20 protein-coding genes and 1 riboswitch are annotated in these 24812 nt (G+C 63.5%); of the genes, 9 read left to right on the top strand and 11 right to left on the bottom strand.

All coding sequences use genetic code 11. The features are described 5' to 3' along the window. The first annotated feature begins 2 nt into the window (after positions 1 to 2). The 3 genes from KP004_RS00810 to metX all read left to right on the top strand — a co-directional run bounded on the left by KP004_RS00810 (position 3) and on the right by metX (position 2419). Entirely contained in the window at positions 3 to 866 is an 864-nt protein-coding gene (locus KP004_RS00810) for an NAD(P)-dependent oxidoreductase (RefSeq protein ID WP_216800509.1), read from the top strand. Beyond that, on the top strand, positions 863 to 1033 hold the full coding sequence (locus tag KP004_RS00805) for a hypothetical protein (protein WP_216800508.1): 171 nt from the start codon (positions 863 to 865) through the stop codon (positions 1031 to 1033). Before KP004_RS00810 ends, KP004_RS00805 begins: the two co-directional genes overlap by 4 nt. Before the next feature lie 85 nt (positions 1034 to 1118). Further along, a riboswitch (SAM riboswitch) is annotated at positions 1119 to 1217 on the top strand. Between the two features lie 98 nt (positions 1218 to 1315). Then, on the top strand, positions 1316 to 2419 hold the full coding sequence (metX, locus tag KP004_RS00800; RefSeq protein WP_216800507.1) for a homoserine O-acetyltransferase MetX: 1104 nt from the start codon (positions 1316 to 1318) through the stop codon (positions 2417 to 2419). A gap of 322 nt (positions 2420 to 2741) precedes the next feature. Here the strand turns inward: metX and KP004_RS00795 are convergent, their stop codons facing one another. The 3 genes from KP004_RS00795 to KP004_RS00785 form a co-directional block, all read right to left on the bottom strand. Further along, positions 2742 to 3944, bottom strand: coding sequence for an acetate kinase (locus KP004_RS00795; protein ID WP_216800506.1), 1203 nt, complete (start codon positions 3942 to 3944; stop codon positions 2742 to 2744). A gap of 212 nt (positions 3945 to 4156) precedes the next feature. Continuing rightward, complete coding sequence (locus tag KP004_RS00790; RefSeq protein ID WP_216800505.1) at positions 4157 to 5194, bottom strand: endonuclease/exonuclease/phosphatase family protein; 1038 nt, start codon at positions 5192 to 5194, stop codon at positions 4157 to 4159. 81 nt (positions 5195 to 5275) lie between these two features. Beyond that, a complete protein-coding gene (locus KP004_RS00785; protein ID WP_216800504.1) occupies positions 5276 to 6208 on the bottom strand; it encodes a polysaccharide deacetylase family protein in 933 nt (310 codons plus the stop codon). Between the two features lie 399 nt (positions 6209 to 6607). Here KP004_RS00785 and recC point away from each other — a divergent pair, with 399 nt between their 5' ends. The 5 genes from recC to KP004_RS00760 are packed head-to-tail and all read left to right on the top strand — an operon-like array spanning position 6608 to position 17255. Further along, the gene (gene recC, locus KP004_RS00780; protein WP_216800503.1) at positions 6608 to 9847 is read left to right on the top strand and encodes an exodeoxyribonuclease V subunit gamma; all 3240 of its coding nucleotides are present in this window, start codon (positions 6608 to 6610) and stop codon (positions 9845 to 9847) included. 4 nt (positions 9848 to 9851) lie between these two features. Further along, positions 9852 to 13223, top strand: coding sequence for an exodeoxyribonuclease V subunit beta (gene recB, locus KP004_RS00775; protein WP_216800502.1), 3372 nt, complete (start codon positions 9852 to 9854; stop codon positions 13221 to 13223). Between the two features lie 55 nt (positions 13224 to 13278). Then, complete coding sequence (gene recD, locus KP004_RS00770) at positions 13279 to 15078, top strand: exodeoxyribonuclease V subunit alpha (RefSeq protein ID WP_216800501.1); 1800 nt, start codon at positions 13279 to 13281, stop codon at positions 15076 to 15078. A gap of 54 nt (positions 15079 to 15132) precedes the next feature. After that, positions 15133 to 15930 carry an alpha/beta fold hydrolase gene (locus tag KP004_RS00765; protein WP_216800500.1) on the top strand — a complete coding sequence of 266 codons (798 nt, stop codon included), beginning with the start codon at positions 15133 to 15135 and terminating at the stop codon, positions 15928 to 15930. Positions 15931 to 15932: 2 nt separating this feature from the next. Then, entirely contained in the window at positions 15933 to 17255 is a 1323-nt protein-coding gene (locus KP004_RS00760) for a DNA recombination protein RmuC (RefSeq protein ID WP_216800499.1), read from the top strand. 239 nt (positions 17256 to 17494) lie between these two features. Here the strand turns inward: KP004_RS00760 and KP004_RS00755 are convergent, their stop codons facing one another. From KP004_RS00755 to KP004_RS00720, 8 genes are all read right to left on the bottom strand, one after another. After that, positions 17495 to 17959, bottom strand: coding sequence for a CHRD domain-containing protein (locus KP004_RS00755; RefSeq protein WP_216800498.1), 465 nt, complete (start codon positions 17957 to 17959; stop codon positions 17495 to 17497). Between the two features lie 134 nt (positions 17960 to 18093). Next, positions 18094 to 18396, bottom strand: a complete 303-nt coding sequence (locus KP004_RS00750) for a helix-turn-helix domain-containing protein (protein WP_216800497.1) — start codon at positions 18394 to 18396, stop codon at positions 18094 to 18096. Beyond that, on the bottom strand, positions 18389 to 18772 hold the full coding sequence (locus KP004_RS00745; RefSeq protein WP_216800496.1) for a type II toxin-antitoxin system RelE/ParE family toxin: 384 nt from the start codon (positions 18770 to 18772) through the stop codon (positions 18389 to 18391). Before KP004_RS00745 ends, KP004_RS00750 begins: the two co-directional genes overlap by 8 nt. Before the next feature lie 52 nt (positions 18773 to 18824). Then, a complete protein-coding gene (locus KP004_RS00740; protein ID WP_216800495.1) occupies positions 18825 to 19232 on the bottom strand; it encodes an acyl-CoA carboxylase biotin carboxyl carrier protein subunit in 408 nt (135 codons plus the stop codon). A gap of 69 nt (positions 19233 to 19301) precedes the next feature. After that, entirely contained in the window at positions 19302 to 19502 is a 201-nt protein-coding gene (locus tag KP004_RS00735; protein WP_216800494.1) for a hypothetical protein, read from the bottom strand. A 9-nt stretch (positions 19503 to 19511) separates the two neighbouring features. Further along, positions 19512 to 21056: an acyl-CoA carboxylase subunit beta gene (locus tag KP004_RS00730; protein WP_216800493.1), complete on the bottom strand. Its 1545-nt coding sequence runs from the start codon at positions 21054 to 21056 to the stop codon at positions 19512 to 19514. A 28-nt stretch (positions 21057 to 21084) separates the two neighbouring features. After that, positions 21085 to 22590: a methylmalonyl-CoA carboxytransferase subunit 5S gene (locus KP004_RS00725; protein WP_216800492.1), complete on the bottom strand. Its 1506-nt coding sequence runs from the start codon at positions 22588 to 22590 to the stop codon at positions 21085 to 21087. Between the two features lie 250 nt (positions 22591 to 22840). Continuing rightward, positions 22841 to 23863 (bottom strand): GPMC system family 4 glycosyltransferase, encoded by a 1023-nt coding sequence (locus tag KP004_RS00720; RefSeq protein WP_216800491.1) that lies wholly within the window; start codon positions 23861 to 23863, stop codon positions 22841 to 22843. 157 nt (positions 23864 to 24020) lie between these two features. Here KP004_RS00720 and KP004_RS00715 point away from each other — a divergent pair, with 157 nt between their 5' ends. Then, positions 24021 to 24776 (top strand): GPMC system MBL fold metallohydrolase, encoded by a 756-nt coding sequence (locus KP004_RS00715; RefSeq protein ID WP_216800490.1) that lies wholly within the window; start codon positions 24021 to 24023, stop codon positions 24774 to 24776. Positions 24777 to 24812 lie beyond the last annotated feature (36 nt).

The raw sequence follows: 24812 nt of genomic DNA, 5'->3' as shown, positions 1-24812 counted from the left end.
ACATGGAAACATACGGTTTTATCGGACTGGGCATCATGGGCAGCGCCATGGCCAAAAACCTCATCAAAGCCGGCTTCAAGGTCAAGGTCTGGAACCGTTCGGCGGCAAAATGCGAGGAGTTCGCAGCGCTCGGGGCGGCCGTAGCCGCAACCCCGGCCGAGGTCACCTCGACGTGTGCCATCACCATCGCCATGCTGGCCGACCCGGCCGCGGCCCACGAGGTCTGCTTCGGCCCGGCCGGCGCCCTGGAGGGGATCGGAGCGGGGCGCAGCTACGTGGACATGTCCACCGTGGACGCCGCCACGGCACAGGAGATTGCAGCGGCAATCACCGCCAAAGGAGGGAGATTCCTGGAAGCGCCTGTCTCCGGGAGCAAGAAACCAGCCGAGGACGGCACCCTGATCATCCTCGCCGCCGGCGACCGCGGCCTCTTCGACGAGGCGATGCCCCTCTTCGAGAAGATGGGGAAGAAGAGCCTGTTCCTGGGCGAGGTGGGACGCGGCGCCGAAATGAAGCTCATCGTCAACATGGTGATGGGGGGGATGATGACCATCTTCTGCGAGGGGCTCGCCCTCGCCGAGAAGGCGGGGCTCGCGAGCTCCGACCTCCTGGACGTGCTCGACTCCGGCGCGCTGGCCAACCCGATGTTCAAGCTGAAGGGGGCCCAGATGACCCAAGGGGTGTTCGATGCCGCCTTCCCGCTCAAGCACATGCAAAAGGACATGCGCCTGGCCGTCGCCCTGGGGGACGCCCTGAACCAGCCCCTGGCTTCCGCCGCGGCCGCCAATGAGAGCTTCAAGAGGGCGAAGGCGCTGGGCCTTGCCGATCGCGACTTCTGCGCCGTGCTGAAGGCCATCAACTCATGAAACAACTGCTTTCCTTTGCGGGCGTAACGCTTTTGACCAGCGCCCTGCTGGACCCGATGATCCAGTCCGGCCTGGACAAGCCGATCCCCTGGCCGCGCGATATCGGGATGTTCCTGGCAGGTGCCGTCTGCCTGTACATCCTGGTCAAGTACCGCAATGAGCTGTAGCAGGGTCGTGAACCTCGGGCACAGTTTGCCGTTGACAAATAACGGCGGCTCCCTTATTCTGCACCGAAAATTGAATAGAAAGACCTGCTTATCTAGAGTGGTGGAGGGAAAGGCCCTGCGAAGCCACAGCAACCGGCCCATTGGGCGACAGGTGCTAAATCCTGCCGAAAGGCGAAGATGAGAAAGGCGCTTTTAGCTATTGTCACACCCGAAAAGCCCCTTCTCACACCGAGATGGGGCTTTTTTCGTGCCGATCCCGGCACCCGAAAGTACGAGAGAGACATGTCCTACGGCATCGTGACAGAACAGATCATCACCTTCGACACCGAACTGCGCCTGGAGAGCGGCCGCATCCTCGGGCCGATCGACATCGCCTATGAGACCTACGGCACCCTCAACGAAGACCGCTCCAACGCCATCCTGGTGACCCACGCCTGGACCGGGAGCGCGCACCTGGCCGGCCGCCACAGCGAGGACGAAAAAAGGGCCGGATGGTGGGATGACATCGTGGGCCCGGGGTGCCTTCTGGACACCGACCGCTACTTCGTCATCTGCTCCAACGTGATCGGCTCCTGCTTCGGCTCCACCGGCCCGACCTCCATCAACCCCAAAACCGGCAAGCGCTACAACCTCGCCTTCCCGGTGATCACGGTGCGCGACATGGTCAAGGCCCAGGCGCTGCTCCTGGACCGGCTCGGCATCGAGAAACTCTTTTGCGTGCTGGGGGGCAGCATGGGAGGGATGCAGGCCCTGGAGTGGGCGACCCAGTACCCGGAAAGGGTCGCCTCGGCGGTGGTGCTGGCCACCACGCCGCGCCCTTCGGCGCAGGCGATCTCGCTCAACGCCGTGGCACGCTGGGCTATCTTCAACGACCCCACCTGGAAGAAAGGGGAGTACCGCAAGAACCCCAAGGACGGCTTGGCGCTCGCCCGCGGCATCGGGCACATCACCTTCCTCTCCGACGAGTCCATGACCGCCAAGTTCGGCCGCCGCTTCTCGGCCCGGGACGGCCAGTTCGACTTCTTCGGCCAGTTCGAGGTGGAGCGGTACCTCAACTACAACGGCTACAACTTCGTGGACCGCTTCGACGCCAACTCCTTTCTGTACTTGGCCAAGGCGCTCGACCTCTACGACGTCGCCGCCGGCTGCGAATCCCTGGAAGAGGCTTTCGAGCCGGTCCGCGCGCCGATCCAGTTCTTCGCCTTCACCTCCGACTGGCTCTACCCGCCGGCGCAGACCGAGGAGATGGTCGAATCGCTCCAGAAGCTGGGCAAGCAGGTGGAGTACCACCTGATCACCTCCGCCTACGGCCACGACGCCTTCCTGCTCGAGCACCAGACCTTCACGCCCATGGTGCAGCGGTTCCTGAACGGAATCGGATCCTAGACGCCACGCGAGCCGGCATCGCGGGTCCGCCCCTCCATCCTCACGAATGCGTTTACTCCTGTAGGGGCGAAAATTATTCGCCCCGTTGGCACCGTTGCCCATCTTGCCATTGACATCAGTCAGGCGCCGGCGGCTGGGCGAATGATTATTCGCCCCTACGGGTGTGTCGATAATTCACCTGCGTTGACCGGGGGGTTCGGCGATAGGTCACCTTCATTTACCGTCGGTGCACACAATAAAAAAAGGGCGGATGATCATGCGATCATCCGCCCTTCGTCGTTTCTTTTCGAAGCGGCGTTTTCGACGCCGCCCGCTCCTGCCGCTACTGCCACCCCATGATGGCGGCCACGTCCTCGTTGAGGACCATGTCCTCGCCGCTTGGTATCACGAAGACCTTGACGGCGGAGTGGTCCGCACTGATCATGACGTCCTTTCCTCCCAAGAGGGCCTCGGCGTCACGTTTCAGATCCACCTCGATGCCGAACTGGCTCATCCCCTGCAGCGCCATGCCCCGCACCGGCCAGTCCTCCCACCCCTCGCCGTAGGTGAACACGATCGCGTCGGGCCTCCCGGTTACGGCGATGTACGCCCCCAGGTACTTCCTCAGCCGGTAGGCCTCCATGTCGAGCGCGAGCTGGCAGCGGGGATCGCCCACCACCGCCTCGTCCACGACGGTCCGGCGGCTGACCCGGCGCCCCACGATGCCGGCCAGGCCGCTCTTCTGGTTCAGGAACAGGTCGAGCTCGGTCGCCGAGACCCCGGCCTCGTTCACCATGAACGGGATGATGCCGGCATCGATATCCCCGCAGCGGGTTCCCATCATGACCCCCTCGAGCGGGGTGAGCCCCATGCTGGTGTCGACCGACACGCCGTTTCTGATCGCACAGAGCGAGACGCCGTTGCCGGTGTGGATGGTGACCATGTTGGAGCTCTCCAGGGGAACCCCGGCCAGCTCCGCGCCTCTCCTGGCGGCATGCAGGTGGGACTGGCCGTGGAAGCCGTAGCGCCTGACGCCGTGCTTTTGGTACCACTCGTAGGGAAGCGGGTACATGTAGGCAGGTTCGGGCATGGTCTGGTGGAAGGCGGTATCGAAGATGGCGACCTGGGGGAGCTCCGGGAGGAGCTCCTGAGCCGCGCGGATCCCCGCGAGGTTGGGCGTGTTGTGCAAGGGAGCCAGTGTCGCCACCTCCCTGATCGCCTCGACCACGTCCTCGTCGATCAGTACCGATTTCGTGAAGCGCTCCCCCCCGTGCACCACCCGATGCCCGATGGCCTTGATCTCGGAGAAGTCTGAGATCATCCCCTCCCCGACCAGCGTGTCGAGGATCAGCCGCACGGCATCCTTGTGATCGGCGCACTCCCCTTCCAGGTGCTTGGCGTCTGCCCCGGGAACACGGTGGGTCAGAAAGGAGTCCCCGACCACGATCCGTTCCACCATGCCGGTGGCCATAACAGCCTGGTCGCTCCAGTTGTAGAGTTGGTACTGTGCCGAGAACCGCCGGCAGTTCAGGGTGAGAATCAGCATGCTGCTATACTCCGATCCGGGCAGGAGAAAGCTCAGCCGTGCCCGCTGCTATTTCCATATCTACCGGCAGAGGTACCGGGATGTCAGCTACGATGCGTGTGGAGAGTATGATCGGTGGGATGCCGCAATCTTCACGGTCGCATTGACGGAACGTTCATAACTAGCACTATCTGTTGAAAAGTGCAAACAGTAACGGGTATGACAAAAGGAAACTAACGGGAATCACCGAGGTAGAAGTCCGCTATCACGGGCCGGTGATCCGAGGCCCTACGGGTGCCGACCCAGCAGCGCTGCGCCTTGATTCCGGAGGTGGTCATGATGTGGTCGATGCGCATCCAGGACGCCCGCACCCAGGGCACCTTGTTCCTGAGCAGGAAGTGCCCGTAGCTGTAACCGTACCCCCTCCCCGCCTGGGCGAACGCATCCGCCAGCCCGGCTTTTCTGAGCGTCTCGCAGACCAGCGAGTGGTCCGGTGAGTTGAAGTCGCCGGCGACTACGACCTCACCCTCTTCCTGCGCCAGGTATCCGGACACGGCCCGCGCCTGCCTGAGGCGCGTATCCACGTTGGCTTCGAAGCGGTCGATGGCCTTTGGTATGTACCAGGCGCCGCGGCGCGCCTTGCGGAAGGCGTTCAAGCCTCTCCTGGGTGTTTTGAAGTGGACGTTGTAGAGGGAGATGTCGCGGGCGCCGACTCGGACCCGGCAGCGCAGGAAGGATTCACCCTTGCGTTCATGGTAAGGAAGATCATGCACTTCGACATCGAAGATGGGAAACCTGCTGGCGACCAGGTACTGCCCTTCGTTGTGCATCTGCCACCCGGTCAGGTAGTCCGCCAGCGGCCCGCTCCCGGCATCCACCGCGTCCTGGAACAGGATGATGTCGGGGCGGCTCCTGGCCAGTTCCTCGATGAGCGGCATCAGGTCACGCTTGCCGTACTTGACGTTCCAGGTCATCACCCGCAGCGTCTGCGGAGGATCGGCCCATGCCTTGTGCGGGGCCCAGTGCCAGTCCATGATCGGCCCCAAAACCCACAGGACTCCGAGAAGCGGCACCCACACCAGGATCTTCGCGCTGCGACAGGCGGCAAGGGCCAGCACCAGCCCGGGAATCGCCCATATGAGTTGGGGGAGGTAGAAGTTCAAGGCGGCGACCCAGAAACGGTCCGGGCCAACCCGGTTGAGAATGGTGATCGCGGCCAGCAAAAAGATGTAGGCCACGTTGAGTCCCAGGAGCCAGTTGAAGATGCTCATCCGCCTGCCTCCCTCGGTACCGCCGGCTGTGCGGCGCCTAAGGGGACAGGCACCTGGCGGAGCCTGCCCCTCTCGCTTCGCTTACTGCTTGAAGACGCTCCGTTTCCAGAAGGAGGCCATCTCCTGAGGCAACAGGTGCCAGTATTGCCCATCGTACTCCGTCTTGATGTGGTCGAGGAGCTCCCGGTACAGCTCGCACGGGTATTCGTCATAGCCTACGTCGCTGTCAAAGCTCATGTAGTCCGGGTGCGTGATCAGGAGGGCCATACCGCCATGATCCGCGATCCAGCGCAGCTTCTCCTTCCAGATGGTGATGTCCTTCTCCCGGAACAGGATGAACATCGTGAAATCCTGCGGGAGCGTATAGGGAAGCACCACGTATTCCCTGCCCGGGACCTTGGTCTTGTGCACCGGGAAGATCGTCTTCAGCCCGTCGGATTGCGGCTCGAATGGATCGGTGTCGAACGCTGAGGCCTCGTACAGGATGTCCAGCTGATGCAGCCAGTCGAAGTTGTGATAGACGCACGGGGAACGAAAGCCGACCGCCCCCCATTGCTTCAGGTAGTCGTTGATCTTCAATGCGTGCTCGGCGAAGGTCTCCTGCGATTCGTACAGCTTCCGGTTATGCTCCAGGCCGTGCAGCCCCACCTCGAAGCCATGGGACACGATTTTTTCCCGCAGGTAGGGAGGAAGGTGGTAGTCATGGGCGACGAAGTTGAAGGAGGAGCGGAAGCCGAGCTCCTGCTCGAGTGCCATGAGCTGTTCGCACCGCGCCACGCCACGCGCCGTGTCGACATCATGGGTCAGCACCACGGAAAACCGTCTCCCTTCCGGCCAGCCCCGGAAACCCGGGGGGTGCCCCCCCGCCTCGGGATCGATGGGCCAGACGTTTTGAAAGATGTAGCGCTTGTACTTCGCCACCATGCTGCGCAGCATGATCTGAAGCCGACGCGACATCCAAGGCTTCACCCGATAATAGATGCGTGCAAGGGTCTCTTCGATGAACGGCTTCATGACCTCTCCTTTGCATGCAGCGCGGCCCGGGTAGTGGGGCCGGCGCGTCGACGGCGAAGGGACGGCAACCAAACTTGCACTAATTAGCAAACACAAAGACACAAATATAACCAAACCGACGCGCAATGCAAGCCCCCGGAACAGGGGTATGGCCAGCGTTATCCCCGCACCGGTTCCAGCTCTCTCCCTCCCTTGACGGCCTGCGCGCCGAAGCGCTTCGTCCCGCGAAGGCGGGAGGGGGACATTGCAATTCCTAGCGGGACAACAGCAGGGGTAGGGCACCGCCAGGAGCCGTCTTTTCACCGAGACAGTCGCGGGAGGATATGATATGTTTTCCCATCCCGGGGGCAGGGTCCTCCTCCCCCGGAGAAGCCGTACGCCCCCGCGCCACGAGGACCGATGCCCCTGTACATCCACACCAGCAACCTGATGGAACACCTGGTGGACCGCCTGGAGAAGGTGGTCCGAGCACCGCGCCGCGCGCCCTGCAGCCCGTTCGACAAGGAACTGATCGTGGTGCAGAGCAAGGGGATGCAGCGCTGGCTTTCCATGGAGCTGGCTGCGAGGATCGGCGTCTGGGCCAACGGCGAGTTCCTCTTTCCCAACCGTTTCGTCGAGCGGGTCTTCACCGAGGTGCTGCCGGACGCGCCCGAGGAGGCACCCCTGTTCTCCCCCGAGGTGATGACCTGGCGCATCCTGGGCCTTTTGCAGCAGGCACCGGCGGCCCCGGGGTTCGAGGAGATCGCGGCCTACCTCTTGGATGATGCCGATGGCCTGAAGCGGATGCAGCTCGCCCAGCGCGTCGCGGACACCTTCGACCGTTACACCGTCTACCGCCCCGAAAAACTCCTTGAGTGGGAGCAGGGGAAAGAAGATCACTGGCAGGCGCAGCTTTGGCGCGCCCTGACTGCGGACGTCACACAGAAGCATCGCGGTCGCCTGCTGCACGAGTTCCGCAAGGCGCTGGACGCCGGCCGGCTCCCCGACCGGCGGCGCATCTCCGTCATCGGCATCCCCTCCCTGCCTCCGTTCCACCTCGAGGTCCTGGCCCGGATCGCGCAGCACGCCGAGGTGAACCTGTTCCTGCTGAACCCGTGCCGCCAGTACTGGGGCGAGATCGTGTCCGAGCGCGAACTGGCCCGGCTCGAGAAGCGGGGAGAGGTAGCGGAGCAGTGGTACGAAACGGGCAATCCCCTGCTCGCCTCCTGGGGGAAACTCGGCCGCGATTTCTTCGAAGCCATCATCGACGGCTGCGGCGAACACGAGCGGCAGGACAGGTTCTCCCGACTCCCGCAGGGACCGCTTTTGTACGAGGTCCAGGCTGATATCGTGGAGTTGCGCGGCGCCGACGCCGGGGTGCGCCACCTCGACGCCGGTGATCTCTCGCTCGAGGTGCACTCCTGCCACTCCCCCATGCGGGAAGTCGAGGTGCTCTACGACACACTGCTCTCCATCTTCGATGCGGACCCGACCCTGTCCCCCCGCGACGTGCTGGTGATGACCCCGGACATCGAAAGCTACGCCCCCTACATCTCCGCCGTCTTCGGCAACCCGGAGCCCGGCGCCGAACGCATCCCCTACTCCATCGCGGACCGCAGCCTCAAAAACGAGGGTGAGGCGGCCCAGGCACTGCTCTCCATCCTCGGGCTGTGCGGCGGCCGCTACGGCGTGGCCACGGTGCTGGACATCCTGGAATCGGCACCGGTCGCACGCCGCTTCAGCCTCAACGAGGACGACCTGGAGACGGTGCGCGACTGGCTCAGGGGAGCCAACATCAGGTGGGGCATCGACGCCGCCCAGCGCGCCGAACACGGCGTGCCGCCGTTTCACGAGAATTCCTGGTCGGCGGGGCTGGACCGGCTGCTGCTGGGCTACGCGATGAATGGCGACGGCCGCTCCTTCTACCACGACATCCTTCCCTTCGACGACATGGAGGGAGGCGTCGCGCTCGTGCTGGGACGTTTCCTCTCCTTCTGCGAGAAACTGTTCGCAGAGACGCAGGGGCTTGCCCGGGCCAGGCGTGCCGCCGACTGGGTGCCGGTCTTGCGCCGGATCCTGGATGATTTCATCCTGCCGGACCAGGAGGGGGAGCGCGAGCTCCTCTCCCTGATCGAGATCGCCAAGAAGCTCGGTGAGTGCGGCAGCCAGGGCGGTTTCGAGGAGGAAATCACCATCGAGGTGGTGCGCTACTGGGTGGAGCAGCAGTTGGGCAGCTCGGAACGAGGCCTTGGCTTTCTGACCGGCGGGGTGACCTTCTGCGCGATGCTCCCGATGCGCAGCATCCCGTTCCCGGTGGTGGCCCTGATCGGCATGGACGATGGGCAGTTCCCGCGCAAGAACCCGTCCCAGGGCTTCGACCTGATGACCAGGGAGCGCCGCCCGGGGGACCGCTCGCCGCGCGACGAGGACCGGTACCTGTTCCTGGAGGCGCTTCTCTCCGCCCGCAAGCGGCTGCACATAAGCTACGTGGGGCAGGGCATCAAGGACAACGCCGAGCTCCCCCCCTGCGTGCTGGTCAGCGAACTGCAGGACTACCTGGCCAGGTGCTTCGTGACGCATGACGGGAAACCCGCGGGTCAGGCGCGGCGCCACCCGCTGCAGCCGTTCAGCCCCAGGTACTTCACCGGCGACAACGGGCTCTTCAGCTATTCCCAGCAGAACTGCGCCGGCGCGGCGGCGAAACTTGTGCCCACCGTACCTCCCGTGCCGTTCCTCGCCACCCCGCTCCCGCAGTGGGAGGAGTCGTCGACGGTGACCCTGAAGTCCCTGGTGGATTTCCTGTGCAACCCGTCCAAGGAGCTGTTGCGGCGCAGGCTGGGGGTCCGCATCGTGGAAGGGGACGACCCGCTGGAAGAGGTTGAGCCGTTCGCGCTGGATTCCCTGGAGAAATACCAGTTGGAGCAGGAGATCGTAGCGGCGGTGCTGCGCGGGGAGGAACTGGAGCTTCCCTTTGCCGTCGCCTGCGCCCGCGGCGACCTCCCCCCCGGGGTTTGCGGCGCGGCCCTGTACCAGAAGCTGGGCGAGCCGGCGGCGGCATTCGCGACCAAGGTGAATGAAGCTGCGGCCGGTGAACCGCTGCGCCCCCTGGACATCGACCTGAGGCTCCCTGCCGGGCGCATCATCGGGCGGCTGGAAAACCTGCGCAACGACCGGATGGTGCGCTATCGCTACACCGAGCTGAAGCCCAAAGACCAACTGCGGCTCTGGGTCGAACACCTGGCGCTCAACTGCGCGCGTGCCGAGGGATACCCCCTGCAGAGCACCTTCGTCGCGTCGAAAAGCACGATCGACCTTCCCGCCATCGAGGACGGCGAGCAGTACCTGAACCAGCTCCTGGAGCTCTACCGGCAGGGGATGAGCTCGCCGCTCAAGTTCTTCCCGGAGACCTCGTTCGAGTACGCCAAAAACGCACGGGAACCGAAGACCGCGGGCAAGGCGCTCGGCGCCGCCCAGACAGCGTGGCGCGGCAGCGAGCGCAAGAAGGGGGACGGCAAGGACGAGTACGTCCGCCGCTGCTTCGGCGAGGAAGCCCCGCTGGATGACGAGTTCCAGGCCCTGGCCCGCCAGGTCTGGGAGCCGATCCTGGGCAACCAGACCGGCAAGAGTTCCAGGAAGAAGAAAGCGGGAGAGGTTTCATAAAGCCGTGCAGCGTTTCCACCTCCTCCATACCCCGCTTGCGGGACGCAACCTGATCGAGGCGAGTGCCGGCACCGGCAAGACCTTCACCATCGCCGGCGTCTACCTGCGCCTGGTGCTCGAGGAAGAGCTCGACGTGTCGCGCATCCTGGTGGTGACCTTCACGGAGGCCGCCACCAAGGAGCTCAAGGAGCGCATCCGGCAAAAGCTCAAGGACGCCGAGCTCGCCTTCGAGACCGGCAGCAGCGACGACTTCCTGATCGCCGGACTGCTGGACCGGACAGCCGACTCCGGCAAGGCGCGGCGCCTTCTGGCAAGCGCGGTGCGCAGCTTCGACGAGGCCGCCATCTTCACCATCCACGGTTTCTGCCAGAGGATGCTGCAGGACAACCCGTTCGAGAGCGGTTCGCTGTGCGACACCGAGCTTCTGACCGACCAGGAGAAGATCCTCAAGGAGATCGCCCAGGACTACTGGCGCATCAACTGCTACGGCGAACCCGTCGACCGGATCGCCGCCGCCGGCGAGGCCAAGATCACGCCGGACTCGCTGCTCAAGCTGGCCAAGAGGGTCTGCAGCGACCCTTACGCCGCCGTCATCCCGGATCCTCCCACCGACACCGAAGAGGATGCCGACTGGCTCCTCGCGCTCAAGCGCAACTTCTTCGACTACCTGCGCGTCGAGCTCCCCAAGAGAAAGCGGCTCAGGAACGTGCGCTGCTTCGACGACCTGCTGGGGGACCTCCATGCCGCCCTCACCCGTGCCGCCTCTCCGCTGCCGCGGCTGATCCGGGAGCGTTTCCAGGCCGCGCTGATCGACGAGTTCCAGGACACCGACCCGGTGCAGTTCGCCATCTTCGATGCCGTCTACCCGGCAGGATGCGAAGCGCCCTTCTTCCTGATCGGCGACCCAAAGCAGGCCATCTACAGCTTCCGCGGCGCCGACATCTTCGCCTACCTGGGAGCTGCCGACGCGACCGAGAAACGCCACACCCTGCTGCAGAACTTCCGGTCCGAGCCGGGACTGATCACGGCGGTGAACAAGCTCTTCACCTCGCGGGAGCTCCCGTTCCTGCACGAAAAGATCGGCTTCAACGAGGTCGAGGCGGCGCCGAAGGCGCGGAGCATCCTCACCGAGCGCGGGGAACGCAACGCGCCGCTCAAGTTCTGGCTGGCGCCGCGCAAGGAGGCGGGCAAGCCGATCAACAAGGGCGATGCCTGGGACCTCCTCCCGGAAACGGTCGCCGCCGAGATCGCCCGCATCCTCCGTGACGGCGCAGCAGGGAAGCTCACCATCGAGGAACTGAAGCAGGAGGACGAAGACGAACGCTGGGTGCCGCGACCGGTCCGGCCGCGCGACGTGGCGGTCCTGGTGCGGGCCAACCGGCAGGCGAGGCTCATGCAGCAGGCCTTGAGCCGCAGGGGTATCCCGAGCGTCCTTTGCAGCGCGGGGAACCTCTTCGAGTCCGACGAAGCGGCGGAACTGTTGAGACTGCTCTCGGCGGTGGCGCAGCCCGGGCACGAGGCGCTGCTGCGCGGCGCCCTCGCCACCGAACTGGTGGGTGTCACGGGTTCCGAACTGGCGCAGCTGATCGACGACGAGGACAAGTGGGAGGAGATCCTGGAGGAATTCCGGGGCTACCACGACACCTGGAACTCCGCCTCCTGCATGGCGATGGCGCTGCAGTTCCTGGAGCGGCGCAAGGTGCGGCAGCGGCTTCTGTCCGGCCCGATGGGCGAGCGGCGGCTCACCAACGTGCTGCACGCCATCGAGACCATCCATCAGGCGCAGGTCAAAGAGCGGCTGGGGATGGAAGGGGTGGTGGCCTGGCTCTCCTGCCGCATCAGCGAGGAACCCAAGAAGGAGGAGTACGAGGTACGCCTGGAGACCGACGAAGCCGCGGTCCAGCTGGTGACCATCCACAAGAGCAAGGGGCTCGAGTACCCCATCGTCTTCCTCCCCTTCTGCTGGGCCGAACTCGGCGGCAAGGACGAAGGGGCGCTGTTCCACGACGATGACGGCAAGGTCGTCCTCGATATCGGTTCCGAAGAGTCCGAGCAGAGCAAGGCAAAAGCCGCGCGGGAGGCGCTGGCCGAGAGCCTGAGGCTCCTGTACGTCGCCCTCACCCGCGGCAAGCACCGCACCTACGTCGTCTGGGGCGCCTTCAAGGACGCCGGGGAGAGTTCGCTGCACTACCTGCTGCACCCGGACCAGGAGAGCGTGAAGGGGCAGGTGACGCTCTCCGACGGGCAGATCAGGGAGCGCCTGGACGAGCTGTCCGCCGCGTCCGCAGGGAGCATCGAAACGCTCGAGATGCCGGCAGCCGACCTGCTGGGTTTCCACGCGGGCGACGAGCAGATGCCCGAACTGGCAGCCGCCCGCTTCGCCGGGGCCATCGCCCGTGACTGGCGCGTGGCGAGCTTCACCTCACTTTCCAGCCGCCGGCACCACACCGCCGAACTCCCCGACCGCGACGAGGGAAGCCCCACCGAGGAAAGCCCGGTACGCGACGTCGAGCCGACCGGCATCTTCGCCTTCCCCAAGGGGGCCAAGGCCGGTATCTTCCTGCACAAGATCTTCGAGGACCTGGACTTCACCCAGGCCGAGCACCTGCTGGCTCCGCTGGTCGAGGACCAGTTGGACAAGCACGGTTTCGCCTTGGAGTGGAGCGGTGCCGTGCGCGACATGGTGCGGAGCGTTCTGCAGGCTCCGCTGGGCTCACACGGGATCGCACTGGCACAGGTGACGCTGGAGCGGCGGCTGACCGAGCTGGAATTCTTCTTCCCGCTGGCCCAGGTCACCTCCGACCGGCTGAAGGATGCGGTCGAGCGCTTCGCCGCCGTTCATGGCTCGGCTGCCGAGTTCCCGGTGGACATGGCCGACCTGTTCAGCCATCTTTCTTTTGCGCCGGTGCGGGGGATGCTGCTCGGCTTCATCGACCTCGTCTTCGAGCATGATGGGCGTTACTACATCGTGGACTGGAAGTCCAACCACCTCGGCAACAGCCACGCGGATTACGGCCCGACGGCGCTGAAAAAGGAGATGGAGGCGAACTTCTATCCGCTGCAGTACCTCCTCTACACGGTGGCGCTGGACAACTACCTGAGGCTGCGGATCCCGGATTACGATTACGACCGTCATTTCGGCGGGATCTTCTACCTGTTCCTGCGCGGCATCGACGGCACCGGCAACGGCGTCTTCGCCGACCGGCCGCCCAAGGAGTTCATCGCCGAACTGGCTGCTGTTCTGCTGCCGGAGTCGGTGCGTGTGGCCGAAGAAGCGCTTCCCTCACCCCACCCCTCTCCCAAAGGGCGAGGGGGCACTGGCCAAAAACCCAAGAAGGGTGCGGCAGAGGGGCAGCTGAGTCTGGATTTGTACTGACTGTTGTTATCCCTTTTATCCTTTGTATCCCTGTAAAAAGCTTTTAGGTGGTGCCATGACTCCCGAGGGGATTCAGCTCAACGACATAGACCGGCAATTCGCCGCCTTCATCTGCCGCCTGGCGGGAGGCCGCGACCAGCACCTCGAGGCGGCCGCCGCGCTGTTAAGCCGCGGGGTGACTGCCGGCGACGTCTGCCTCGACCTCGAGGCCGCGCTGGAGGAAGGGCGCGCCGCGGGGTACCGCCTCGAATCGGCGACCACCTGGCGGGAGCGGCTGAGCTCTTCGGCGGTAGTGGGCGCACCGGGGGACTTCAAGCCACTCATCCTGGACCGAGCCGACCGCCTCTACCTGCAGCGTTACTGGCGCTACGAGAACGAGCTGGCCGAGGCCATCCTCCGTCGCGGAGAACCGGCACCGTTTGACCGGGAGCAATTACGGCAGGGCCTCGCGCGCCTGTTTCCGCCCACACCGAGTGAAACCGACTGGCAGCGTCTCGCCGCGTTGGCCGCCGTCACCAGACGTTTCTGCGTCATCTCCGGCGGCCCCGGAACCGGCAAAACCACCACCGTGGTCAAGGTGCTCTCGCTGCTGCTGGAACAGGCCGAAAAGGCCGGAACCGGCAGTGCCCTCAGGATCGCCCTGGCCGCCCCCACGGGCAAGGCCGCGGCCCGCCTGAAGGAATCCATCTCCGGAGGGCTCGACAAGGCCGATGCCGGGGTACGCGAGCTGATCCCGGAGGACGTCTTCACCCTGCACCGCCTGCTCGGGTACCTGAAGGGTTCCAGCGGCTTCCGTCACAACAGCGATAACCCGCTCCCCTACGACGTCGTCATCGTCGACGAGGCCTCGATGGTTTCGCTGCCGCTCATGGCGAAGCTAGTCTGTGCGCTGCGCCAGGACACCCGCCTGATCCTCCTCGGCGACCGGGACCAGCTCGCCTCCGTCGAGGCCGGCGCCGTCCTGGGCGACATGTGCGACACCGGCGGCGTGCACGGCTTCTCCGCCGCATTCGCGCAACTTGCCGCCGACTTGGCCGGTGACACCGTCGAAGTCCAGCCGGGGATCGGTCCGCTCGGCGATGCCGTCGTGCTGCTGCAAAAGAGCTATCGCTTCTCGTCCGCAGGCGGCATCGGCAGGGTCGCCGCCCTGGTCAACGCGGGGGATGCCCGGGGCGCCCTGGCGGCGTGCGTCGATCCCGCACTTGCCGACGTCTCGCTCTCCTCGCTGCCGTCCGCCGCCGGCCTTGCCGAAGCCCTTGCCAAGCGCATCACCGACGGGTACGCAGCGTATCTGCACACGCAAACCCCGGAAGAGGCCTTCGAACAGTTCAGCAGGTTCCGTATCCTGTGCGCCATGCGTAGCGGCCCGTACGGCGTCGAGGCGATCAACCTGCTGGTGCGGCAGCGGCTGGCGCAGGCCGGGCTGATCCATCCGCACGGCCGCTGGTATGCGGGCGAGCCGGTGATGATCACCAGGAACGACTACAATCTGGGGCTGTTCAACGGCGACGTCGGTCTGATCCTGCCTGATGCCGACAACGGCGGCGAGCTGCGCGCCTTCTTCCCTTCCGGTTCCGGCGGCATGAGGAAGGTGTTGCCGCTGCGGCTCCCCGAGTACGAGTGCGCCTTCGCCATGACCGTGCACAAGAGCCAGGGCTCCGAATTCGAGAAAGTGCTCCTGGTCCTCCCCGACCGCGACATCCCGGTGCTGACAAGGGAATTAATCTATACGGCGATAACGAGGGCGAAGAAGTCGGTTGAGCTTCTTACCGAGCAATCCCTCTTTGCCACCGCGGTCGAACGCCGTGTGACCAGAAGGTCCGGCCTGCGCGACCGCCTCTGGGGAACTAATTAATCCGACGACTGTAGGGGCGAATAATCATTCGCCCGTCCACCCCAAGGAGCAACCATGAACATCAATGTTGATGATATAAATCTCGCCTACGACGACGTGGGCACCGGCCCCTCCGTCATCCTCATCCACGGGTTTCCGCTCAACCGCCAGATGTGGCAGCCACAGCTCCAGCCTTTAGCCGACGCCGGTTTCCGTGTCATCGCTCCCGACCTGCGCGGGTTCGGCGCCAGCGACGCACCCGCCGGCGGCTACAGCATGGATCGCTTCGCCGACGACATCATAGCGTTGATGGACGCCCTCAACCTTGACCAGGCCGTGATCGGCGGCATGTCCATGGGAGGCTACGTCCTCATGAACCTCCTGGAGCGCTACCCGGACCGGGTCCGCGCCGCCTGCTTCATCGCCACCCGCGCCAACGCGGATGACGAGGCGGGGCGCGCGCGCAGGAGTGCCATGGCCGCCGAGGCCGAGCGGCTGGGCGCCAACCCCGTGATCAAGATCTTCGCGGAACTTCTTTTTGCCACTGAAACGGCTGAGCGCAATCCCGCATTGATCGCCCTGGTCACCTCATGGATGCGCAGCGCCGCCCCACGTGGGCTGGCGGGAGGACTTTTAGCCATGAGGGACAGGAAAGATTACGTGGGGGACCTCAGATCTTTCCAGCTCCCCTCGCTGGTTTTGGCAGGAGCCGAAGACCGCGCCGCCCCCCTGGACGTTGCCAAAGTGCTGATCGACGGTCTCGCCGGTTGCCGGAGCACTGTCATCGAAAAGGCCGGGCACATGGTCAACATGGAGCAGCCCGAGATCTTCAACCGGACCATGATCGAGTTCCTGAACTCGCTGCCGGAGTAACCATGAGCGCCGACGTCGTGCAATCGATCACCCTGCTGCTCCTGGCCGCCACGCTGGTGGTCACGCTGTTGTGCTACCTGGGGCTTAAGCGCCTCTCCTCGTCGGAAGCGCGTTTCGACCAGCTCGAGAAGGGGCTGGAACGGCTGGAGCGGACCCTGCAGGATGAGCTGCGGCGCAACCGCGAGGAGCTGGGCGGCAACCTGCGGCAGTTCGGCGAGGCGGTGCAAAAGAGGATGGTGGACATCGCCTCCCTGCAGAAAGGGCAGATGGACGGCTTCACCCAGCAGCTCGGCAACCTCACCGCCAGCAACGAGCAGCGCCTGGACAAACTGCGCGAGACGGTGGAAGTAAGGCTCAAATGGCTGCAGGAGGACAATTCCAAGAAGCTCGAGCAGATGCGGGCCACGGTGGACGAGAAGCTGCACGAGACCCTGGAGAAGCGCCTGGGCGAATCCTTCAAACAGGTGAGCGGGCAGTTGGAGCAGGTGCACAAGGGGCTGGGCGAGATGCAGTCGCTTGCTTCCGGCGTGGGCGACCTGAAAAAAGTGCTGTCCAACATCAAGACCCGCGGCACCTTGGGCGAAGTGCAGTTGCACAACCTCCTGGAGCAGATCCTCACGCCGGACCAGTACGGCGCCAACGTCGCCACCAAGCCGGGCAGCGACGCCCGTGTGGAGTTCGCGGTCAGGCTTCCGGGACGGGACGACAAACCGCTCTGGCTCCCCATCGACGCCAAGTTTCCGCAGGAGGACTTCCTGCGCCTGGTGGAAGCCCAGGAGCAGGGAAACCAGGCCGCCGTTGTCGACGCGACGAAGCAGTTCGACAAGACCGTCCAGGGGATGGCCAAGCTGATCTGCGACAAGTACCTCGCCCCGCCGGAGACCACAGACTTCGCGGTCATGTTCCTTGCCAACGAGGCCAGCTACGCGCAGGTACTGAGCCGCCCCGGCCTTTTTGACGCCATCCTGCGCGAGCACAAGGTCATCGTCGCCGGTCCCACCACCATCGCCGCCCTGCTCTCCTCGTTGAGCCTCGGTTTCAAGACGCTTGCCATCGAGAAGCGCAGCAGCGACGTCTGGCGCCTGTTGGGCGCCATCAAGACCGAGTTCATGACCTTCGGGACCCTGCTTGAAAAAACGAGGAAGAAGCTGGACGAGGCATCCTCCAGCATCGACACCGCCGCGACCAGGACCCGCCGTATCCAGCGGAAGATGCAGGGGATCGAGGAATTACCCGAGCACGAGGCGAAGGGGCTGTTAGGTGTGGAACTGCCGGCCGGCCCCGACATCGAACCGGGTGAGGTGGTGCTGATCGACGAGGCTTAAACACCAATGTAGGCACCGTGTCTCCCCCCCTCCCTTGACGGGAGGGGGCCGGGGGGTGGGTGAAGCCGCAACCTGCGTAAGTGATGGCACCCTCCCCCACCCCCTATCCCCCTCCCGCAAGGGGAGGGGGGACCATGACCGATGTTTCGGATGATCAGACATAAAAAAAGCCCGCCGGCAGCCGGTCCATAGAACCGGTGCCGACGGGCTTTATTGATGCAGCCGGCGAAGTAGCTGCGTTATTTGACCTGCCCGCGGATCTCGCCGTCCGGGTACTTGTCGGTGTGGACGTTCACGTAGGTGTCGCCGGACCTCATGAGTTTGACCAGTTCTTCGAATTTGCCTTTGTAGTCGCCCATCAGGTCATTGGCACCGACTTTACCCTCGGAAAGTACGCCCGAGAATTTGCCTTTTTTGCCACCGCTGAAGAGTCCCACGATCGGGGGGCCGTTCTCCCCTTTTTTGCCGACGTGGATGTGAGCAGCGCTGACGTCCATGGCATCCTTGACGTAGAGCTTGTAGGTGAGCTCCTTGCCGTCCTTGCTGACTTTGAATTCCGCCTTACCGGAGGATTTGGCGTCAGGTTTACCGACTTCCTCTTTCGGGGTCAATTTTGCTTTGAAGCTGTGCTCAGCGGCATAACCGGTCGAGACAGCAAAGAACGCGGCTACCAGCACCAGCAGTAACAACCTCATCTTTCTCATCGCTTGCCTCCTTTATAGCCATGGTACTACCACTACCCGCGATTGTACCCCTCATATTCAAAAATCTCTATACATTTAATTTGCAACCAGGTATCGGTAGTTTTCTCTGCAAGTGGGACCACAGTCAGAGCGAGTTAGCGCAGGGCAGCAAGCCCCTTGCGGTCGACGATATCCAATAACCGTAGCGCCGGTCCGCTTGGTTTCTTCACCCCCTGTTCCCACTGTTGCACGGTGCTTTTACCGATCCCGAGCAAAGCTGCAAACACTGCTTGGCTCACGTGGCAGGCCGTCCTTATCCTTTTGATGTCTTCCGGCTTGAATGGCTTCTTGCGAGGAAGACACAAGGCCTGCATCTCTCGAAAAGTGATGTCATCCATCAATCCAGCTTCAAACAGTTCATTGGCCATCTCGTTTGCTATATCCAGGATTTCACTCATTTACTATGACCTCTTTTATCGAACCCTTTGTCAAAAATTCATCTATTTTGCGATCAGGTGCAGAGAGAAAGGAGCCGGCAGCTAGACTTAAAGCAGCCTCCTCTTTCGCAGAAATGTTGCTTCTGGTGTTTTTGGCAAAAGCGTAAAGGAAGATGATCCGCTGGGGTGAGATTGATTTGAACCCTACTATTGTCCTGAAGCCTCCACGTTTTCCTCCACCCGGCCTTGCTATCCTCTTTTTGAACAAGTAGCCACCAAGGTCTGCTTCAACCCTACCGGCAGCTATCTCCTTTGCCGCGTGAAACAGGACTTCGTCAGGGATACCTTCCCGCCGCGCCCAGCGATCGAACCACTTGTTTTTAAAGACTCTAGGCATGATCACTATATCACTTAGTGGGATAGATGTCGATGCCGGAGGAGTTCCTGCACTATTCGAATTCCGCGATCGCCTGTCCGGGTTGGACGGCTTCGCCGACGGAAACGAGGATCTTTTCCACCTTCCCGGACATGTGGGCGGTGATGTTGGTCTCCATCTTCATTGCCTCCAGAACGACGAGGAGATCATTCACCTCCAGGTGCTGCCCCACCTGCGCCACCACCTTGAAAACCACGCCGGCGATGGGGCTGCGGCAGATCTTGTCAGAACCAGCCGCCACGCCTCCCGGCGGCGCGCCGGTGACCGGCGCGGGAGCGGCCATCGGCATGCCCGCCATCGGCGACGGCCCCCCCTGCACGGTCGTGGTCGGATACGACTCGGCCAACCGGACCTCTTCGCCCTCCTCAACTTCCACATCCACCCGATACTTCTTTCCGTCGATGGTCATAGTAAGCTGCACGGTCGTCTCCTTATCGCTGCGCGGTTCACTTGCCCCCTCCCTATCCCTCCCCCTCCGGGGGAGGGGATACTATTGGTGCCTGACGTTCAGGTTGTGCGACGCCTGCAGCACCACGCGGCTCGACTGTCCCCACGCGTTGGCCTGCATCGGATCGACGAACCTCGCTTTCCTGATGCGGACGTTCCTGCCCAGGTAGGCCGCTATCGCTGCCGACATCACCATCAGCAGTTCCGGCGTTATCTCCGCATGGCTCCCTGCCCTTTCTTCCATGGTCCCCTCCTAGAGCGGGATCAGCCCGTGCTTCTTCATGGGCCTGAACTCGCGCTTGGTGTGCAGGATGTCGAGCGTCATGGCAAGGTGCCGCCTGGTCTCGGCGGGCTCGATGATGTCGTCGACGTCGCGCCTCCCCGCCGCCGCGTATGGAGTGGCAAAGGTGCTCTGGTAGGACTGGATCAGCTCCTGCCGTCTCTGCTGCGGTTCCTCGGCTTGGGCGATCTCATTTCTGAAAATCACGTTCACCGCACCCTGCGGCCCCATTACCGCTATCTCCGCGGTGGGCCAGGCAAAGACGCGGTCGGTTTCCAATTCCTTGCCGCACATGGCCAGGAACGCGCCGCCATAGGCCTTGCGCATGATCACGGTGATCTTGGGGACGGTCGCGGCCGAATAGGCGAAGAGCATCTTGGCACCGTGGCGGATGATCCCTCCCTGCTCCTGCTGCACGCCGGGGAGGAACCCCGGTACGTCCACCAGCGTGATGATAGGGATGTTGAATGCGTTGCAGAAGCGGACGAAGCGCGCCCCCTTGTCGGAGGCGTTGATGTCGAGGGCTCCGGCCAGGACGCTGGGCTGATTGGCCACCACGCCCACGCTGCGCCCCAGGATGCGGGCGAAGCCCACCACGATGTTGGGTGCGAACAGCGGCTGGACCTCCAGGAAGTCGCCGCCATCGACCAGGCGCGTGATCACCTGGCGCACGTCGTACCCTTTCTTCGAATCGGTCGGGACCAAGGTGTTCAAGGTCTTGTCCGGCACCACGATATCGTCGGCCTGAAGCTGTGGCGGGTCTTCGAGGTTGTTGGAAGGGAGGAAGGAAAGCAGCCGCTTGCAGATGCGCAGCGCGACCAGGTCGTTTTCGGCGACGAAGTGGGCGACACCCGCGTAGTTCATCTGGGAGAGTGGGCCGCCCAGCGCCTCGGCGGTGATCTCTTCGCCGGTCGCCTCCTTGATGACCGAAGGGCCGGTGATGAACATCCGGGCGCCGGCGGTCTGGATGATGAAGTCGGTAAGCGCCGGACTGTAGGCGGCGCCGCCGGCACAGGGACCGCAGATCAGCGAGATCTGGGGCACCACGCCGGAGAGCATCACGTTGTGGTAGAAGATCTTGCCGTAGCCGGCCAGGGAATCTATCCCCTCCTGGATGCGGGCGCCCCCCGAGTCGTTCATGAAGACGAAGGGGGTGCCGGTCTTCAGCGCGGACTGCATCGCCTGCACGATCTTGTCGCTGTGCACCTCGCCCGCCGAGCCCCCTGCCACGGTGAAATCCTGGCTCGCCAGGTGCACCAGCCGTCCGGCAACGGTACCCGCACCTGTCACGACACCTTCCGCCGGAAACTCCTTGCCCGCCATGCCGAAGTTGGTGCAGCGATGCCTGGCGAACAGCCCTACTTCCTGGAAGCTGTCCTTGTCCACCAGCGTCTCGATCCGCTCCCGCGCGGTAAGGCTCTGCTGGGCGTGCTGCTGATCGATCTTGGCCCGCCCGCCCCCAAGCTTCAGCCTCTCTTTTCTTTCGTTGAGTTCCTTGACCTTTTCCTCTATCGACATGAGCGCGCTCCTTTAGCGGGTGCGGCGTCTATTCCTGGCCGTACGGCGCCACGGTGACCTTGTGCTGCTGCCCGCTCAGGGTGACCGTGTAGGTTACGGGGCCGGTGACCTTGCCCGGGTGCCCCTCGGGTATATACGTTTCCGACGCGCCGGTGGCGGGGTCCTTGCCGACGTTCCTGGGCCCTTCATGCCTGCCGGCGAAGAATTTGGGCGCCACCTGCGGAAACAGGGCAAAGGTGAGGACGTCCTCGTCGCTGCCGTCGCATCCTTCCAGCGGCAGCGCCGCCGCCCGCAGTTTCCCCCATTCCGGTTCGAGCAGGTCCGCCGGGCGGACGGTAATCGGCTCCTTCTTCGCATGCCGCCGGGCCATCTCCACCACCTCGGGGTTCAACTCACCCGGGGCCGCGCCGTAGTAGCCGAGCATCAGGTCGGCAAACTCGCCGGTCAACACCTTGTAACGCCCCATCAGGGTGTTCAGCACGGCCTGGGTACCCACGATCTGGCTGGTGGGGGTCACCAGGGGAACGTAGCCGGTATCCTTGCGGACCACCGGTATTTCGTCCAGCACCTCGTGCATGCGATCGGCGGCCCCCTGCTGTTTCAGCTGGCTCTCCATGTTGGAGAGCATCCCCCCCGGGATCTGGCTCCTGAAGATCTCCGTCTCCACGCCCGTCACGGTGGAGAGGAACTCGCGGTAACGAGGCAGGATCTTTGAGAAATGCTCTTTCACGTGCAGCATGCGGCCGAGATCGATCCTGGTGGCGTTGCCGGTATGTTCCAGCATCTCCACGAAGCTTTCGGTCGGGTTGTGTCCCGGCCCCAGCGACATGGAGCTCACCGCCGTGTCGACGCAGTCCACCCCCGCCTCCACCGCCTTCATCAGGCTCACCATGGTGACGCCGGTGGTGGCGTGGACGTGCAGCTGCACCCTGGTCTGCTCGCCGCAAAATTCCTTGATGCCGCGCACCAGTTCGTAGGCCGCCTGCGGCTTGATCAGCGCCGCCATGTCCTTGATGCAGATCGAATCGCACCCCATCTCCACCAGGCGTTTGGCCTGCTCCACGTAGGCCTGCGTGGTGTGGATCGGGCTTACCGTGTAGGAGATGGCGCCCTGGGCGTGTTTCCCCGTTTTCTTCACCGCCTGAACCGAGCGCTCGATGTTGCGCAGGTCGTTCAGCGCGTCGAAGATGCGGAACACGTCGATGCCGTTCTCGGCGCTCTTCTGGACGAAGCGATCCACCACCTCGTCCTGGTAGTGCCGGTAGCCCAGGAGGTTCTGGCCGCGCAGCAGCATCTGCAGCCGCGTTTTGGGCATGAGCGACTTGAAGATCCGCAGCCGCGCCCACGGGTCCTCGTTGAGGAACCGGATGCAGGCGTCGTAGGTGGCGCCTCCCCAGCATTCCAGGGACCAGAAGCCCGCATTGTCGAGGTCTTCACAGGCAGGGATCATGTCGTCGATGCCCAGACGGGTGGCTATCAGGCTCTGGTGGGCATCGCGCAGGGCCAGCTCGGTGATGTCGATGATTCGGTTCATGTCGGTCCCCCTTGGTCACGAAGGGATAGTCTACGGGAACCGGACTCATTGGCAAGGGTTAATGTCTATTTTAAGGCAGGGGACGAGGGAGGGGACAACGATGACGGCCAAGGGACAGCGGCAGGTGGATGGCAGAGGGGGCAACGATGACAGCCAAGGGACAGCGGCAGGTGGACGACATGGACAAAAAACTGGACAAGGTGGACCCGGTGGACGGGGATCGCTGGGTGGACTGAAACTGATGCCGCGGCTAGGCGGCACCGAGGATGTCACGGTAAAGGGCGAGGTAGGCTCCGGCTTCTTTCTCTGGACAGCAGTTGTCACGCACAAGACACCTGCCGTTCTTCCCCAACCGGTCGCGCAGGTGCGCATCGGTCACCAGGTGCTCGGCTTTGCTGCAGAAATCGGCGGCACTGTGGTACACCAGACCGGTGACGCCATCTTTGATGATGGAACGGTTACCCTCGATGTCGGACACCAACAGCGGCTTCGCGTAGGACAACGCTTCGAGGACGGTGTTCGCCATGCCCCCCTCGGTGAGGGAGGTGTTCAGCACTACGTCGACCCGACGGTACAGCTCTCCCATGACACCGTGGGCAACTACACCAAGATAGCGGGCAAAAGGATACCGCTCCAGCTCTTCCATGACCCGCGCAGCGTATCCGTTGTCCAGCACCGGACCGGCCAGTTCCAGCCGCACCTGCGGATAACGGTCATGCAACTCGGCCAGGGGCGCGAACGGAAACAACACGTTCTTCACCGGACGCAGACCGGCGGGGAGCAGAAAGACGAATTCCTCCTTTTCGGCCGCTCCCGCCACGGGAGCGTACTCGGTCGGGAGCTCTACCCCCTGGTGAATCAAAACGGTCCGCTCTTCCAGGCTGGACAGATGCTCCCCGAGACGCTTCTTCACGCAGGCATGAAACGCGACCAGCTTCGCGGCACCGCGCAACGCACCGTGCATCTCCAGGCCGCGCTGATCGCAAAGGGCCTGGTACACGTCGGTCCCGGTCAGCGTGATGAGGTAAGGAAGCCCAAGCGACTTGGACAGGGCATAGGCCACCCTGCCGCCATGATAGGCATGAAAGGCGTGCAGGATCTCCGGCGTGAATTCCGCGACAGCGGCTTGCAGCCGCTCCCCGGGCAGCCGCTCCACGGGAAATACCTGCACCTCGCACCCCATGAGCCTCAGCTGGCGCTCGATACGCCTGACTGTGACGGCATTGCCGGTTTCCGCGGGATAGTAGTTGGGGGCGATGATACCGACACGCATTGGGAACCTCTACTAAAGTTTTTTCACCGGCATCATTAGAAACTCCCACCGGCGACAGGCTCTGATAATAGCCGTAAAACCCGCACTAGGCAAGGGATAAACCCCTTGCCTCACTGACAGGTTCATGGTACTTTACCGGCATTCCGAGGTGCGACACATGAAAATTACCATCCTCGGCTCTGGCACTTCGACCGGGGTCCCCATGGTCGGCTGCCACTGCCAGGTCTGCGGTTCCTCTGACCCGCGCGACAAGAGAACACGTGCCTCCATCCTGGTCGAATCCTGCGGCCAACGCATCCTCGTCGATACCTCGACCGACTTGAGGATGCAGGCGTTGCGGGAAGGGATACCGCAGATCGACGCCGTTCTGCTCACCCACACCCACGCCGACCACATCCATGGCATCGATGACTTGCGCGGCTTCCACTTCATCCACCGCAGGGTGATTCCCTGTTACGCGAGCCAGGAGACCCTCGACCAGGTTCGCACCAACTTTTCCTACATCTTCGAGGGGCTTCACTCGGAAGGATACTGGCCGCTGCTGGAGACGTTCCCCGTGACGGCCCCGTTCGATCTGTTCGGCTGCCACATCACCCCGGTGCCGATCAAACACGGCTCCTACCTGGCCACCGGCTACCGGTTCGACAACGCTGCCTATCTCACCGACTGCAGCGAGATACCGGATCAGTCTTTGGCCCTTTTACAGGGACTCGACCTGATGATCATCGATGCCCTGCGCTTTTCCCCGCACCCCAACCATTTCAACATCGAGGGGGCGCTCAAGATGGCGGAGATCCTGAAACCCCGCCGCACCGTGCTGACCCACCTGACCCACGAGGTGCATCACAGCGACGGAGAGCGGCTCCCGCAGGGCGTTGAATTCGCCTATGACGGCTTGTCGGTCGAGCTTTGAAGACGAACTAAAAGAACCTGAGAAACGGACGGAACT

The sequence above is a fragment of the Geomonas oryzisoli genome, from assembly GCF_018986915.1.
Classification (GTDB): domain Bacteria; phylum Desulfobacterota; class Desulfuromonadia; order Geobacterales; family Geobacteraceae; genus Geomonas; species Geomonas oryzisoli.
This window is presented reverse-complemented; position numbering and strand designations above follow the sequence as displayed.